15 protein-coding genes and 1 pseudogene are annotated in these 14,324 nt (G+C 70.1%); 6 read left to right on the top strand and 10 right to left on the bottom strand.

The genetic code is table 11. The features are described 5' to 3' along the window. The first annotated feature begins 100 nt into the window (after window positions 1-100). Window positions 101-859 carry a hypothetical protein gene (locus tag OG866_RS08530; protein ID WP_329332984.1) on the top strand — a complete coding sequence of 253 codons (759 nt, stop codon included), beginning with the start codon at window positions 101-103 and terminating at the stop codon, window positions 857-859. 116 nt (window positions 860-975) lie between these two features. Next, on the top strand, window positions 976-2,544 hold the full coding sequence (locus tag OG866_RS08535; RefSeq protein WP_329332986.1) for an alpha/beta fold hydrolase: 1,569 nt from the start codon (window positions 976-978) through the stop codon (window positions 2,542-2,544). A gap of 167 nt (window positions 2,545-2,711) precedes the next feature. Here the strand turns inward: OG866_RS08535 and OG866_RS08540 are convergent, their stop codons facing one another. Together OG866_RS08540 and OG866_RS08545 are read right to left on the bottom strand one after the other, a co-directional pair. Then, entirely contained in the window at window positions 2,712-3,455 is a 744-nt protein-coding gene (locus OG866_RS08540) for an amino acid ABC transporter ATP-binding protein (protein WP_329332987.1), read from the bottom strand. Window positions 3,456-3,587: 132 nt separating this feature from the next. Continuing rightward, window positions 3,588-3,995, bottom strand: a complete 408-nt coding sequence (locus OG866_RS08545; protein ID WP_329332989.1) for a DUF6278 family protein — start codon at window positions 3,993-3,995, stop codon at window positions 3,588-3,590. A gap of 189 nt (window positions 3,996-4,184) precedes the next feature. Here OG866_RS08545 and OG866_RS08550 point away from each other — a divergent pair, with 189 nt between their 5' ends. After that, window positions 4,185-5,930 carry an SGNH/GDSL hydrolase family protein gene (locus tag OG866_RS08550; RefSeq protein WP_329332991.1) on the top strand — a complete coding sequence of 582 codons (1,746 nt, stop codon included), beginning with the start codon at window positions 4,185-4,187 and terminating at the stop codon, window positions 5,928-5,930. Between the two features lies 1 nt (window position 5,931). Here OG866_RS08550 and OG866_RS08555 read toward each other — a convergent pair whose 3' ends face one another. The 4 genes and pseudogenes from OG866_RS08555 to OG866_RS08570 all read right to left on the bottom strand — a co-directional run. Beyond that, entirely contained in the window at window positions 5,932-6,714 is a 783-nt protein-coding gene (locus OG866_RS08555; RefSeq protein ID WP_329332992.1) for an exodeoxyribonuclease III, read from the bottom strand. 30 nt (window positions 6,715-6,744) lie between these two features. Continuing rightward, window positions 6,745-7,380 (bottom strand): MBL fold metallo-hydrolase, encoded by a 636-nt coding sequence (locus tag OG866_RS08560; RefSeq protein ID WP_329343996.1) that lies wholly within the window; start codon window positions 7,378-7,380, stop codon window positions 6,745-6,747. A 78-nt stretch (window positions 7,381-7,458) separates the two neighbouring features. Next, window positions 7,459-8,766, bottom strand: a complete 1,308-nt coding sequence (gene pcaDC / locus OG866_RS08565) for a bifunctional 3-oxoadipate enol-lactonase/4-carboxymuconolactone decarboxylase PcaDC (RefSeq protein WP_329332993.1) — start codon at window positions 8,764-8,766, stop codon at window positions 7,459-7,461. A 316-nt stretch (window positions 8,767-9,082) separates the two neighbouring features. Continuing rightward, window positions 9,083-9,184 (bottom strand): annotated as a pseudogene (locus tag OG866_RS08570) (PAQR family membrane homeostasis protein TrhA); the annotation flags it as partial. Window positions 9,185-9,422: 238 nt separating this feature from the next. On the opposite strand from OG866_RS08570, the gene OG866_RS08575 reads away from it, so the two are divergent. Continuing rightward, window positions 9,423-9,983, top strand: a complete 561-nt coding sequence (locus tag OG866_RS08575) for a hypothetical protein (protein ID WP_329332994.1) — start codon at window positions 9,423-9,425, stop codon at window positions 9,981-9,983. 199 nt (window positions 9,984-10,182) lie between these two features. On the opposite strand, the gene OG866_RS08580 is transcribed toward OG866_RS08575, so the two are convergent. Beyond that, the gene (locus tag OG866_RS08580; RefSeq protein ID WP_329332995.1) at window positions 10,183-10,521 is read right to left on the bottom strand and encodes a MerR family transcriptional regulator; all 339 of its coding nucleotides are present in this window, start codon (window positions 10,519-10,521) and stop codon (window positions 10,183-10,185) included. Window positions 10,522-10,779: 258 nt separating this feature from the next. On the opposite strand from OG866_RS08580, the gene OG866_RS08585 reads away from it, so the two are divergent. Both OG866_RS08585 and OG866_RS08590 read left to right on the top strand, forming a co-directional pair. Continuing rightward, window positions 10,780-10,962, top strand: coding sequence for a hypothetical protein (locus OG866_RS08585; protein ID WP_329332997.1), 183 nt, complete (start codon window positions 10,780-10,782; stop codon window positions 10,960-10,962). A gap of 312 nt (window positions 10,963-11,274) precedes the next feature. Further along, the gene (locus OG866_RS08590; protein WP_329332998.1) at window positions 11,275-11,631 is read left to right on the top strand and encodes a hypothetical protein; all 357 of its coding nucleotides are present in this window, start codon (window positions 11,275-11,277) and stop codon (window positions 11,629-11,631) included. A gap of 101 nt (window positions 11,632-11,732) precedes the next feature. On the opposite strand, the gene OG866_RS08595 is transcribed toward OG866_RS08590, so the two are convergent. From OG866_RS08595 to OG866_RS08605, 3 genes are read right to left on the bottom strand one after another with little or no spacing between them, the layout of a single operon-like run. Continuing rightward, entirely contained in the window at window positions 11,733-12,041 is a 309-nt protein-coding gene (locus OG866_RS08595) for an SCO5918 family protein (protein WP_329332999.1), read from the bottom strand. A gap of 50 nt (window positions 12,042-12,091) precedes the next feature. Further along, the gene (locus OG866_RS08600) at window positions 12,092-12,496 is read right to left on the bottom strand and encodes a CBS domain-containing protein (RefSeq protein ID WP_329333001.1); all 405 of its coding nucleotides are present in this window, start codon (window positions 12,494-12,496) and stop codon (window positions 12,092-12,094) included. Window positions 12,497-12,542: 46 nt separating this feature from the next. Continuing rightward, entirely contained in the window at window positions 12,543-14,036 is a 1,494-nt protein-coding gene (locus OG866_RS08605) for a DEAD/DEAH box helicase (protein ID WP_329333003.1), read from the bottom strand. Window positions 14,037-14,324: the final 288 nt, after the last annotated feature.

Here is a 14,324-nt window from a genome sequence, read left to right on the forward strand (position 1 = left end):
CCGGGGGCTCGACAGCCCCATTCAGGGCAGCTGACATGAGATCGCCACACATCGAACACGGGTACGTACCAGCCATCCGGGCCCGCTAGCATGCGCGCCCATGAATGACGACGTGCGCAACATCGTCCTGGGCGTGCTGGCCGCCGGCATCAGTGCCACGCTCGGCTGGCTGGCCCGCACCTATCTGTGGAAGCGCAGACTCCGGCGCAAGCAGGCCTTCTTCGGGCTGCCCGACAACTCGGAGTCGGTGCTCGTCGTCAACCGGGACGCGGCCAGCCCCGACCTCGCGGTGCACCGCTACGACGTCTTCGCGCTCCTCGAACTCTCCGCGCTCATCAAGGACTGCGGCGCGCACGCCGATGTGATCACCCAGGACGCGGCGCGCCAGGGATTCGGGGAGCGGACGGAGTTCTGCGTGGGCGGGCCCGGGTCCAACCGCCGCATGGCGGCCCATATGCACGCCATGCTGCCCGGGGTCCGGGTCAACCTCGATCCGGAGCCGGGGCCCGACCGGCTGGCCTTCCAGATCGGCAGCGAGCGCTACCGGATGGAGAAGGGGCAGAGCGAACATGTGCTGCTGGCCCGGCTCACGGCCGGGCAGCCGGGCCAGAGCCGGCCGGTGTTCCTGTTCTGCGGCCAGACCGCCATCACCAACCAGGCCGCCACCCGCTATCTGGCCCGCAACCACGAGCGTCTGGCCCGCAGGCACGGGAACAACTCGTTCGTGCTGCTGCTGAAGGTGGTCAACTCACAGGCGTACGGCCCCGATGTCGCCGAGCTGGTCGCGGACGTGACCCGGGCGGCACAGGCGCCGCTGCCGACCCCTCCGGCTCCCCGCAACTCGCACCGCGCCTCCTGAATTCATTCACATGCCAACAATCGTTACTGCCACGTAACTTACCGACGGGTTACCTCGGGTAAACGGCCGAGGTTACCGTCTGGTCACTTTGCACTGACACGAGTGAGGAGTGACCCGTGGGACACCATCGCAAGGCCCTGCGCACGACCGCCGTGGGCGCCGTCTCCGCGACACTGATCGCCGGTAGCGCCCTCGGGTTCGCCCCGGCCGCCCAGGCCTCGACCGGCGGCGTACGGTTCGTCGACATCGCCGGTGACGGCGGCACCGTCCTCAAGGCGAACGTCATCACGCCGGCCGACGCGGACGGTTCGCGGCGCTATCCGCTGATCGTGTTCCCCACGAGCTGGGGCCTGCCCCAGGTCGAGTATCTCGCCCAGGCGCAGAAACTCGCGAACTCCGGCTACATCGTGGTCAGTTACAACGTGCGCGGCTTCTGGCAGTCGGGCGGACAGATAGAAGTGGCGGGCCCGCCCGACATAGCCGACGCCTCGAAGGTCATCGACTGGGCGCTCGCCAACACCCCCTCCGACGCGGCGCACATCGGCATGGGCGGCGTCTCCTACGGCGCCGGCATCAGCCTGCTCGCCGCCGCGCACGACAAGCGCGTCAAGGCGGTCGCCGCGCTCAGCGGCTGGGCCGATCTGATCGACTCGATCTACTCGGGCCGCACCCAACACGTCCAGGCGGCCGGGCTGCTGGACGGCGCGAGTGTCGTCACGGGCCGGCAGAGCGCCGAACTCCGGGAGATCTTCGACAACTTCTACGCCTCCAACCTGTCCAAGGAACAGGACATGCTCAACTGGGGGAAGAAACGTTCGGCCGCCACATATGTGGATCAGCTGAACAAGAACGGCGCGGCGGTCATGATGGCCAACGCCTGGGGCGACTCGGTCTTCCCGCCCAACCAGTACGCGGACTTCTACGAGCAGCTGACCGGCCCCAAGAGACTGGAGTTCCGCCCCGGCGACCACGCGACCGCCGAGCTGACGGGCCTGTTCGGGCTGCCCAACGACGTGTGGACCGACACCGAGCGCTGGTTCGACCGCTACCTCAAGGGCTCGGCGAACGGCATCGACAAAGAGCTGCCGGTCCAGCTCAAGACCCGTTCCACCGGCGGCTACGAGGGATACCCCGACTGGAAGTCGGTCGGCGCGACGACGAGGAAGCTCGCCCTGTCCGGCACGACCACGATCCACACGAACGTCGACTCCGGGGCCGACGGCGGAGTCGTCTTCCTCTCCAGCATCCTCGACCAGGTCGCCCAGCTCCCCCCGGTCGCCTCGATCCCCCTGCTCCCCCGGCGCTGGGCGGCCGTGTGGCAGTCGGAGAAGTACACGACGGCCCAACAGGTGCGCGGCACGGCCGAGTTGCACACGACGGTCACCCCGACGAAGGAGAGCGGCACCCTCGTCGCCTACCTCTACGACGTGGGGCCGCTCGGCCTCGGCAAGCTGGTCTCCCACGCGCCGTACACCTTCCACGGGCGGACGCCCGGCACGCCGTTCGGCCTCGACCTGGAGCTGTACTCCACGGCCTACGACGTCCCGGCGGGTCACCGTCTGGCGCTGGTCGTCGACACGGTCGACCCGCTCTACATCGAGCACAACCCGTCCGGCGCGCAGCTGACCTTCTCCTCGCCGGCGACCGACCCGTCGTACGTGTCGATCCCGCTGCGCGAGCAGTGATCTCCGGCCTACGCGCCGGGCGGGTATGGCTCTGGTGAGCTGCCACCCCCTACGGTCTCGGGGCCGTGGGGGGACCGGGGGGACCGCCCCCGGCTGGCAGCGAGACCGCCGTCATCAGCGATGAACGGCATATCGTAGTCGAGGTGCGAGGCGCGGCACTCCCCTGGTCAGTGCTTGAGGATCTTGGAGAGGAAGTCCTTGGCGCGGTCGCTCTCGGGGTGGGTGAAGAAGGCGTCGGGGGCACGGTCCTCGATGATGCGGCCGTCGGACATGAAGACGACGCGGTTGGCGGAGGCGCGGGCGAAGCCCATCTCATGGGTGACCACGACCATGGTCATGCCGTCGTGGGCGAGTTGCCGCATGACCTCCAGGACCTCGTTGATCATCTCCGGGTCGAGGGCCGAGGTCGGCTCGTCGAAGAGCAGGGCCTTCGGTTCCATGGCGAGGGCGCGGGCGATGGCCACGCGCTGCTGCTGGCCGCCGGAGAGCTGCGCCGGGTACTTGTCCGCCTGGTCGGCGAGGCCCACACGGTCCAGGAGTTGGCGCGAGCGCTTGTCGGCCTCGTCCTTCTTCCGTCTGCGGACCTTGACCTGGGCCAGCGAGATGTTCTGCAGGACCGTCTTGTGGGCGAAGAGGTTGAAGGACTGGAAGACCATGCCGACCTCGGCGCGGAGCTTGGCCAGGGCCTTGCCCTCCTCCGGCAGCGGCTGTCCCTCCAGCTGGATCTCGCCGGAGTGGATGGTCTCCAGCCGGTTGATCGTCCTGCACAGTGTCGACTTCCCCGACCCCGACGGGCCGATGACCACGACCACCTCCCCCTTGCCGACGGTGAGGTTGATGTCCTGTAGGACATGCAGCTCCCCGTAGTACTTGTTGACGTCACGCAGCTCGATCAACGGATCGACGGCCATGCCCAGCCCTACCCACTCTCAGCTGTGTCGCGATTGCCGAAAACTATCCAGGCGAGGCGGGCGCGAGTGCACGACACGCACTTTTCGGGCATTAGCCGTATTTACGCCCCGTTTATGTGCCCGCCGCATGCCCTACGCCTCCGCCACCTCGGCGTACAGCTGGGAGAGTTCGGGCACTCCGCTCGCCGCCCACTCATGACCGTCGGCGACGACGTCGAACTCCCGGCCGGAGGCGAGGCGGATCACGGGCTGACCGTCGGCGCGGATCCCCCACACGGCGCCCGGTACGGTCCGCACGATCACCGTCCCGAGATACAGCCCGGCGTCGTTGCCGAGCCACTCCAGCACCTCGGCGTCGTCCCGCCAGCGCGGCACCAGCTGATCGAGGGCCTCCAACGAGTCGGCACTGTCGTCGAGTTGGACTCCGGACCGGGCCGCCTGGCGGCGCAGCAGCTCGCACTCGGCGAGGAGTCCCGCGATGCCCTCGGCGTCGTGCGCCCCGGGTTCCTTGCGCCGGTTGCCCAGAAAAGGGATCTTCATATGCCCAGCGTGTCATTCGCACCCTCGTACGCACCACAGGCGCGCGGGCAGTCGATTCCGGGCGAGTTCACGCCGAGTTCGCGCATGGCGCGTTGACGGGTCACCCGGACCTCCTTAACTTCACCGTGCGTCACACGTCTCGTCCTGACCGGTCGTGAACGGGGGAACCAGGTGCGCCGAGGTGTCCGCATGTCCGTGCTCGCGCTCGCCCTGTCCACGGCGCTGACGCCGGCCGCTCCCGTAGAGGCCGCGCCGGTCCGGAGAGCCACGGAACCCCTGCCGCTGGAACGGCTCTTCGACAACACGGCGGTCAGTGACGACGCCCGCCCCGGTGAGGCGGACTTCGACGGCGCGGGCGCCTCCCTGTCGGCGCGGGACCTCACGGCGGCGGGCTGGACACCGGGCCGCACCCTGACCGTGCAGGGGGCACGGCTGACGTGGCCCCGCCGCGAGCCGGGCGAGCCGGACAACGTACGGGCCGCCGGGCAGTCGGTGCGCGTGACCGGCCACGGGGACGCGCTCGCCTTCCTGACCACGGCCACGGAGGGCACCGAGGTCACAGGCGCGGGGACGGTGTCGTACACGGACGGCACGGCCTCCTCGTACCGTCTGACCGCCCCCGACTGGCGGACCGGGCCGCTCGCCACCGAGGCCGTGGCGCTGCCGCACCTGAACTCGCCGGACGGTCAACTCGCCGAGAAGGCACGGCTGTACGTCGTGACCGTGCCGCTGGTGCGCGGTCGCCGGGTCGCGTCGGTGCGACTGCCCAACTCGCCGGGCCTGCATGTGTTCGCGGTGTCCGTGCGGGCCACCACGCCTGGCTGGACGGGGAGTTGGGCCGCCGCGACGGCCGGGTATCCGCAGGTGGGGCCGTGGAGCGACCGGACGCTGCGGCTCGTCGTGCACACCTCGGTGGGCGGGCCCCGGGTGCGGCTGCGGTTCGACAACACCTTCGCGGCGGCGCCGGTGCGGATCGGGAGCGTCACGGTGGCGGTCCAGGCGGCGGGCGCGGCGGCGCGCGACGTGCCGGTGGCGGTGGCCTTCCGGGGTGCAACGGGGGTCGAGGTGGCCGCCGGGGCGCAGGTGTTCAGCGATCCGCTCGACTTCGACGTGCCGGCGGACAGCAGTCTGCTGGTGAGCTTCCATCTGCCGGGAACGGTGACGGCGGCGCCGGTGCACCGGCTCGCGCGGCAGCGGTCGTACGTCAGCGAGGCGGGCGACCACACGTCGGACGTCCCGGCGACGGCGTACACCGCCGTTCTGACCAACTGGCCGCTGCTGACCGGGGTGGACGTCGGCGGCGGACCCGGATCGGTGGTGCTGCTCGGGGACTCGATCACCGACGGCGAGAAGTCCACGGCCGACGCCGACCGGCGCTGGCCGGACGTGCTCGCCGACCGACTGCTCGCCCAGGACGAGGTCCCGCACTACGGCGTGCTCAACCAGGGCATCTCCGCCAACCGCGTGGTCACCGACCGCTATCCCGGCGAGGGCGTCTCCACCGACACCGGCGGGGTGAGCGCCCTGCACCGCTTCGACCGGGACGTCCTCGCCCAGACCTCGGCCCGTACGGCGGTCGTCTTCCAGGGCGTCAACGACGTGCGGTGGGGCGCCACCGCCGGCGAGGTGATCGCCGGGCTGCGCGAGATCGCCGGCCGGGGGCATGAGCGGGGGCTGCGGATGCTGGCGGCGACGATCCTGCCCTGCGAGGGCGAGGCGCGCTGCACGGCCGCCGTCGACGCCGAGCGGGTCCGGGTCAACGCCTGGATCCGGGACGCCCGCGCGTTCGACGGCGTGCTTGATTTCGACGAGGTCGTACGCGACCCGGTCCACCCGGCGCGGATGCTGGCCGCCTACGACAGCGGGGACCATCTGCATCCGGGGGACGCGGGGCTGGCCGCCCTCGCGGGGGCGGTGGACCTGAAGCTGCTGTGACCTACGGGACGTCCAGGTCCACGACCACCGGCGCGTGGTCCGAGGCGCCCTTGCCCTTGCGCTCCTCGCGGTCCACGTAGGCGTCGGTGACGGCCTTGGCGAACGGCTCGTTGCCGTACACCAGGTCGATGCGCATGCCACGGTTCTTGGGGAAGCAGAGCTGGCGGTAGTCCCAGTACGTGAAGGGATGGTCGTACTTCAGGGGCCGCGGGACCACGTCCGACAGGCCGGCCTCGCGGAGGGCGGCGAGGGCCGCGCGCTCGGCCGGGGTGACATGGGTGAGGCCCTCGAAGGCGGCCACGTCGTAGACGTCGTCGTCCGTCGGCGCCACGTTGTAGTCGCCCAGGATCGCGAACGGCCTGCTGCCCGCCGCGTCACCGGCGACGGCCGCCTTGAGGGCCTCGAACCACTGGAGCTTGTAGGCGTAGTGCGGGTGGTCCACCTCGCGGCCGTTCGGCACGTACACCGACCAGACGCGGACGCCGCCGCAGGTCGCGGAGATCGCGCGGGGTTCGGGGGCGCCGTCGTAACCGGGGTCGCCGGGCAGGCCCTTGACGACGTCCTCCAGACCGACGCGGGAGATCACCGCCACGCCGTTCCACCTGCCGGTCGCGTGGACCGCCGCCTCGTAGCCCGCCTCGCGCAGCTGGTCGAACGGGAACTGCTCCTCGGCCAGCTTGGCCTCCTGGAGGCAGAGCACGTCCGTGCCGCTGCTCTCCAGCCAGGCCAGGAGCCTCGGCAGGCGGGCGGTGATCGAGTTCACGTTCCAGGTCGCGATGCGCATGCCTGACAACCTACCGGGCCCCACTGACACTCACAGAGACGCGCTCTCCCCGGGCGCCAGGCGCAGGTGCTCCGCGCCGCCGAGCGCACCGATCTGGTTGTCGTAGATCGGGCGGGCGAGGTCGGTGAGCAGGGCGTCATGGATGTCGTACGCCCGTTGCGGCTTGAGCTCACGGACGTAGTCGATCACCTCGGAGATCTTGCTCCAGGGCGCCATGACCGGCAGCATCAGCGTCTCCACCGCCTGGTCGGGGACGGTCAGGGCGTCGCCCGGGTGGAAGACACGGCCGCCGTCGATCAGGTAGCCGACGTTGGTGATGCGCGGGATGTCCGGGTGGATCACGGCGTGCAGCTCGCCGTGGACCTGGACGTCGAAGCCCGCGGCGGTGAACGTGTCACCCTGACCGACGGTGTGCACGCGGCCCGGGAAGGCGGCGGAGATCTTCTCGGCGACGGACCCCAGGGTCCAGATCTCGGTCGCCGGGTCGGCCTCCATGGCCGCGCGCAGCCGCTCCTCGCTGAAGTGGTCGGGGTGCTCGTGCGTGACGAGGATCGCCTCCGCGCCGAGCGCGGCGTCCTCCTCGCTGAACATGCCCGGGTCGAGGACGAGCGTGCGCCCGTCCTTCTCCAGGCGGACGCAGGCGTGCGACTTCTTCGTGAGCTTCATGGTCATGGCACCATCCTGCCCCCTGGAAGGGCGGCCGGGGCGGCTCAGCCTGGTGCTTCCACTGCCCGGCTGACACGCTCACTCCTCCGGCGTCGTCTCCTCGCGGATGACCTGCTGGGCCACCTTGAAGGCGCTGTTCGCCGCCGGTACACCGCAGTAGACGGCCGCCTGGAGCAGCACCTCCCTGATCTCGGCCGGGGTGAGGCCGTTGCGCAGGGCGGCCCGGACATGGAAGCCGAGCTCCTCCAGGTGGCCGCCCGCGACCAGCGCGGTGAGGGTGACACAGCTGCGGGAGCGGCGGTCGAGGCCGGGGCGGTCCCAGATCTCGCCCCAGGCGTAGCGGGTGATGAACTCCTGGAAGTCGCCGGAGAAGTCGTCGGCCTGCGCCAGCGCCCGGTTCACGTGCGCGTCGCCGAGCACCTCGCGGCGCACCTTGAGCCCGGCGTCGTACGGGTCGGGCCGGCCGCCCGTGACCAGGGGTGCCGGAGCGGCCGGGGCGATCTCGGCGATCGGCACGACCTGCGGCGGCGGCCCCGCGGCGGCCAGGACCGGCTTCACGGGGGCCGCGGGGATCGCCGTCTGGCCGGTCGTCGAGTCGTAGGCGGGCTGCCAGGCGGTGGAGAAGTGCCGGACCAGGAGGTCGGTGACGGCGGCGGGCTGTTCCACCGGTACGAGGTGCGAGGCGCCCGGTACGACGGCCAGGCGCGCGTCCGGGATCCCGGCGACCAGCGTGCGGGCCTCCGCGGGGCCGGTGACCTGGTCGTCGGAGCCGACGAGGACGAGGGTCGGCGCCCCGACACGGCCGAGGTCGGCCCGTACATCGAACGCGGCCAGGGCCTCGCAGGCCGCGATGTAGCAGCCGGGGTCGGTGGTGCGGACCATCTGCACGGCCCAGTCGGTGATCGCGGGCTGCGCGGCGGCGAACCCGCCGGTGAACCAGCGGTCGGGGGACGACCGGGCGATGGGGTCGAGCCCGTTGGTCCGCACGATCACGCCCCGCTGCCGGAACTCGTCCGGCGTCCCGAACCGGGGCGACGTCGCGATCAGCGCGAGGGACGCGATCCGCTCCGGGTGACGCAGCGCCAGCTCCATGCCGATCGCGCCGCCGAGCGCACAGCCCGCGTAGCCGAAGCGCTGCACACCGAGGCCGTCGAGGGTGGCGAGCAGCCGGGCGGTGATGTCGCCGACCGAGCCCGCGGGGTAGGCGGGTGCGCCGCCGTGGCCCGGCAGGTCGAACCGGAAGATGCGCCACTGCTTGGCCAGCTCGGGCACCTGCCGGTCCCACATGTGCCAGGTCGTGCCTAGGGACGGTCCCAGGATCAGCACGGGCGCCTGTTCTGGCCCGTCAAAGCGATATTGCAGGGTGTTCGTCGCACTCTCACTCACGTCCTGCACGCTCTCACATCTCACGACAGCCCCTATGAGCGGGGCGCTGGCTGTAGCTGTCTTACCAGGTGGAAGACCTCCCGGGCCGCGTCCTTAGGGACGGGGTGCTTGGCCGAGTGCCCGGCGCGGGCTGGGCGCGTGTGACCGGCGCGCCCGGAGGGGAACCCTGAGCACCAGCGAGCGGCAAGGAGTCACCGTGACCGTTTGCGGGCCCGACGGGACGGCGGGCCGGCCCATCGGACGCCGGAGAGCGGGGACGGCCGGGGCAGCGCGATGACCTTGGCGGGGACGCCGCGCGCATGCTCAAGGAGCATCTCGCCTCGCCCAACGGCCCCCAGGTTCCGCGGTGGTAGATGGCGCTCGTCGCGAACAGCAGCCAGGCGGTGACCGCGTACACGGCGCATGCCGGCACCCCTTGTCTTCACGGCGCCCTTCACGCGCTGCGACGACGTGACCGTATTCGACTTCAGCGGCGTCGCGGGCCACAGTTTCTCGTCCTGGCCCGGGCGTCTCCGGGCGGGGCTGGTTCGCCACCACGCGAACTCCTGCACGCTACCGCCAATTGGGCCTGCCGAAACCGAGTAGAACGGCTGGTCATGGGAACGATCAGGGCTTCCGAACGGGCATCTCCGCTCGCCTACCCGCAAGGATCGCCGATGCTTCCTGAGGTCCGCCCCCACGTATCCGCTGCCCTGGCCCACCAGTTGGAACATCAGCTGGCTCTGGCTTGGCGTCTCGAAGCCGGCCATCTCGATGTGGAGGGAGTCGCCGGCATCGCAGTCGTCGCGGCTGCCCACTCCGATGGCTATGCGGCCACCGGCCATCTCCTCGGGCTGCTGGCCTCGCTGCCCGCCCCCACCGAGGCAGGCGAACGCTTCTGGTCGGACCTGTGGAGGTCTTCGGGCACCGCGTACCTGCTCCCCGTCAACATCAAGGCCCTGGTGCTGCGTGCTCTGGAAGGAGAGGGAAGCGCCCTGGCCCGACAGATCCTCTCGGCCTTCGATGAGATGACCCCTCCCCAGCGCGTCGCGGCCGGGGAGGTGATCGGTCAAGTCCTCGCCGAGTCCGACCATTTGCCTGACCTCAAGACACAGGTCATCGGAGAGTTGTGGCTCCGAGATCTCGAACTCACCGCCTGGCGCGTTCTGCACGCAGACCGCAGATGGGACGATCCGGCCGGACGGCAGGCTTTCGTCGACGCCTGGACGGGCGCCTGACCGGCCCTGGGTGACGTCGAACGTCACGGTCCGGCCCTCCCGGAGCTCGCGGAGTTGATCGCGGAGTAGTGCGCGAAGACATCCGGGCCACCGCTGCACAGACGCCTCACGCCCACACACCGCGTCACCAGAGGAAAAGATCACGCCGCACACCGGGGCCGTGCGTGCGGTGCCCGTCGAGGCTGACGGGACGCTCGTCTCAAGCCGCTGCCGTCGGCTTCGCTGATTCGGCGGCGCGCCGGTATTCGGCGTTGATGCGCTGGGCTTCCGCGAGCTGGTCTTCGAGGATGACAATCCGGCAGGCGGCCTCGATGGGGGTGCCCCGGTCGACGAGTTCGCGAGCCCGGGCGGCGATGCGCAACTGGTAGCGGGAGTAGCGGCGGTGGCCGCCCGCGGAGCGGAGGGGGGTGATGAGGCGGGCCTCGCCGATGGCGCGGAGGAAGCCCTGTGTGGTGCCGAGCATCTCGGCGGCCCGGCCCATGGTGTAGGCGGGGTAATCGTCGTCGTCGAGACGGCCGAACGTGTCGTCTGCTGTCATTGCACCTCTCTGCGGAACGCGCGGAGGGGCCCTGGCACCGTACTGGCACCAGGGCCCCGAAGGAACTACTACACCATCTGCCGGCCCTGATACTGCACCGGCCCTGTGTGTCCGCGGACCCGACCGAGACGCTGTCGGGGACGCGGGGATCGCGGTTGCTTGACCGGAGACCACCTCACTATCGATGTCCTGCGGTACCCGGGTCCAAGACTTCCACCCGGGCGATCCTGATGGCGCTCGGCCCCTCCGTTCTCCCTCTTGATCAACTACTCACTCGAACTGCTGGTGGCCTCGAACAGCGCCACTCTTCTGCTCATGGCGGCCCCTGATCACTGCGGGCCACCCGGTCCGGTCGTCAGTCCCGTCGCCGTCCTGCAACCGCTCTGGCTTCGGAACTCCACCACCGCACCGTCCTGCGAACTGCAACTGCTGTACCACTGACCGGCAGTTCATGTCTGCCAGGTCTCGCTCGATCTCGACTACGAGAGAAACCTTAACTACACCGAAGGCCAATGTCTACTCTGGCCACTATAGATTTTCGCGCGCTCGAAGGCGAAGTAATTCGCCTCGACAGCGTGACGTCGCCGACCGCTCCGCGGCTACCGTCGGCGGGCACCGGCGTTGGGCAGGCACGGGCAGGGCGGGGACGGCCCAGAGACCGGGGGCTTCGGCCGGACCATGGTCAACCGCCTCGCCCAGACCACTACGGTCACCCGCCGGGCCTCGGGCCGGTCGGTGAATATAATCTGCGTCGTGTCGAAGCCTGACGAACTGCTGGTAGACCTCACCGCTCTGGTGGAGTCCGGCCAAAGCAATCAGATGTCCCTGACCGTGGTCACCGGTGGTGCTGTCATCACCGGTCGGCTGGCTCCGGAAGCAGTGTGGCGACAGAGGGTCTCGGAGGTACTGACGGATTCCGCCCACGTGGGCGAGTTCGCCGCTGTCTTCAACACCCCCGCGACGAACGGGCCGCCTACCCATCTGCACTTCCATGTCGCCCGGATCTTGCAGGGCGCTATGGGGATCCCGGAGACGGGCGGGATGTACCGGGTTGCCATCGAGGACGTCAGCGCCTGGACCGTGGGCGACTTCAGCTATTCCGACCACTGAGCGACGGCGAGGGGAACCCGCCGCACGCAGTGTGGGCCCGACCGGCGTACCGGTCGGGCCCACACTGCTGGTCAGATGTCGGCTTGTGCCTGTCTACCGGGTCAGACCGTGACGGGCGTGCCGAGCATCGCGGAGGCGTGCTGCATCGGGCTGAGAATGTCCAGGGGCGCTGTCTTCGGCAGGACGCGGCAGGTGAAGCCGAGCTGAGTCATGGCCCGGAGGACTTCGGCGGCGCTGAAGTCGCGGCGGTCCTGGCGGGTGACGACTTGGCCGACCTGCTTGACGGGGTAGTGGCGGCGGCCGATGATCACCGATTCTCCGGTGACCGGTTCGGGCTTGATGCCCTTCATCGATTCCAGCACTCCGCCCTTGGTGAGCTCGAAGGGGAAGCGGGCGATGACGCAGCGCATGTGGCCTCACAGGGAGAAGGGAAGAACGGTCCGACCAGGGGTGAGGCGGTTCAGCGGGAGAGGGCGAGGATGCCCGGGGTGCTGCCTTGCCCGCCTGCGAGCCGCAGGGCACCGAGCCGTCGGGAGCGCATCGCGCGCTCGGCTTCGCCCCTCGTGGTCACGGGGAAGGCGAACGGTGCGTGGTCGCCGAGGATGTCGCGCAGACGGACGCGGTCCGTGTGAACGCCGCTGTCGCGGACGGCGGTGAGGTCGGTTCGGGTCACCAGGCCGATGCGCTGGTCGTCCTGGTCGCAGACGACCAGTCGGCCCGTGCGTGCGGCGGCCATGACGGCCAGCGCCACCTCGACGCTCATGTCGTCACAGACCTGCGGTCCGGCCGCGTCCATGACCTCCTCCGCCGTCATGTCCATCGGGTCGGCGTCCGCCGGGCGGGGCTGTGTCTGAACCAGCGTCAAAAGGTGTCTCCTGGAGAGATGGGCCGGTTTCACGGTCACGAAGGTCCTAGGCCACCGCGCCGAGGACGGACTGGCGTACGGGGGTACACCGGGTGGCTGAGGAGGGGCGGCGCCGGCCTCGGGAGGAGGCGCTGCGCTTGGGGCGTTCGGCCACCGGGGCGGTGATGACGACCGGGGTGCCGGACGGGGTCTGGGCGCCGGTGATCTGCCTCAGGGCCTCGTCGCCCGAGCGGATCTGGGTGGTCGTCGGCCGGATTCCGGCGTCCGCCATGAGGCGGACCATGCCTCGGCGCTGGTTCGGTGTGACGAGGGTGACGACCCTGCCGGACTCGCCGGCGCGGGCGGTACGGCCGCCGCGGTGGAGGTAGTCCTTGTGGTCGGTCGGCGGATCGACGTTGACGACCAGGTCGAGGTTGTCGACGTGGATGCCGCGCGCCGCGACGTTGGTTGCCACCAGCACGGTGACGTGCCCCGTCTTGAACTGCGCCAGTGTGCGAGTGCGTTGCGGCTGCGACTTGCCGCCGTGCAGCGCCGCGGCGCGTACCCCGCAGTTGAGCAGGTCCTGGGTCAGCCGGTCGACGGCGTGCTTGGTGTCCAGGAACATGATCACGCGGCCGTCGCGGGCAGCGATCTCGGTCGTGGCGGCGTGCTTGTCGGCGCCGTGGACGTGCAGGACGTGGTGCTCCATCGTTGTGACCGCACCGGCCGACGGGTCGACCGAATGCACGACGGGGTCGGTCAGATAGCGGCGCACCAGCAGGTCGACGTTACGGTCCAAGGTGGCGGAGAAGAGCATGCGCTGCCCCTCCGGCTGCACCTGGTCGAGCAGCGAGGTGACCTGCGGCATGAAACCCATGTCAGCCATCTGGTCGGCCTCGTCCAGCACGGTGATGCCCACGTGGTTCAGCCTGCACTCGCCGCGGTCGATGAGGTCCTTGAGCCGTCCGGGCGTCGCGACGACGACCTCGGCCCCGCCGCGCAGTGCGCCGGCCTGCCGGCCGATCGACATCCCACCGACCACCGTGGCCAGCCGCAGCCTGACGGAGCGGGCGTACGGTGCGAGCGCGTCGGTCACCTGCTGCGCCAGCTCACGCGTCGGTACGAGAATCAACCCGAGCGGCTGGCGGGGCTCGGCACGCCGTCCAGCGGTGCGGGCGAGCAGGGCGAGGCCGAAGGCGAGGGTCTTGCCGGAACCGGTGCGCCCGCGGCCCAGTACGTCACGGCCCGCCAGGGAGTTCGGCAGCGTCGCTCCCTGGATGGGGAACGGTACGGTCACACCCTGCCTGCCGAGTTCGGCCAGGAGCTGTTCGGGCATGCCGAGCTCGGCGAACGCCTCGACGGCGGGCAGCGCGGGGGTGATCGTCCTGGGCAGCGCGAACTCGCCCTGCGCCGCGGCGGGCCGGCGGCCGTAACCGCCGGAACGGACAGGAGCGCCCGAACGGCGCGGTGCCGGTGAGCTGAAGCGACTGCCGCCCTTTCCGGCGTCGGCACGGCGGTCGCGGGAGCGGGCGGGGCGGTCGTTCGTGTACGTGCGGTTCATGCGGAACCTTCCTCGATGTGGCACATATCAAGGAATTCCCGCTGAATGAACGGCATGGAGAATTACAGGTATGGACCGGTGGAAATAGAAAGCAGATCTGGCTGGAGGAAACATCGGGCACAGATGCTGAAATGAGTGACGCGATGGGGACCTTGAGATCCGGGCGCCAGCTGCGATGCAACGCTTCAGAATGCGTCTGCGCCCTGAGGGAGGAACCGCTTGTGACGGTACTGCGGATTCCTCCGGGTCGCCCCGCGGGCGAAAGCCGCTGCGGGATACGCGTGCAGC

This window comes from Streptomyces sp. NBC_00663 (assembly GCF_036226885.1).
GTDB lineage: Bacteria > Actinomycetota > Actinomycetes > Streptomycetales > Streptomycetaceae > Streptomyces.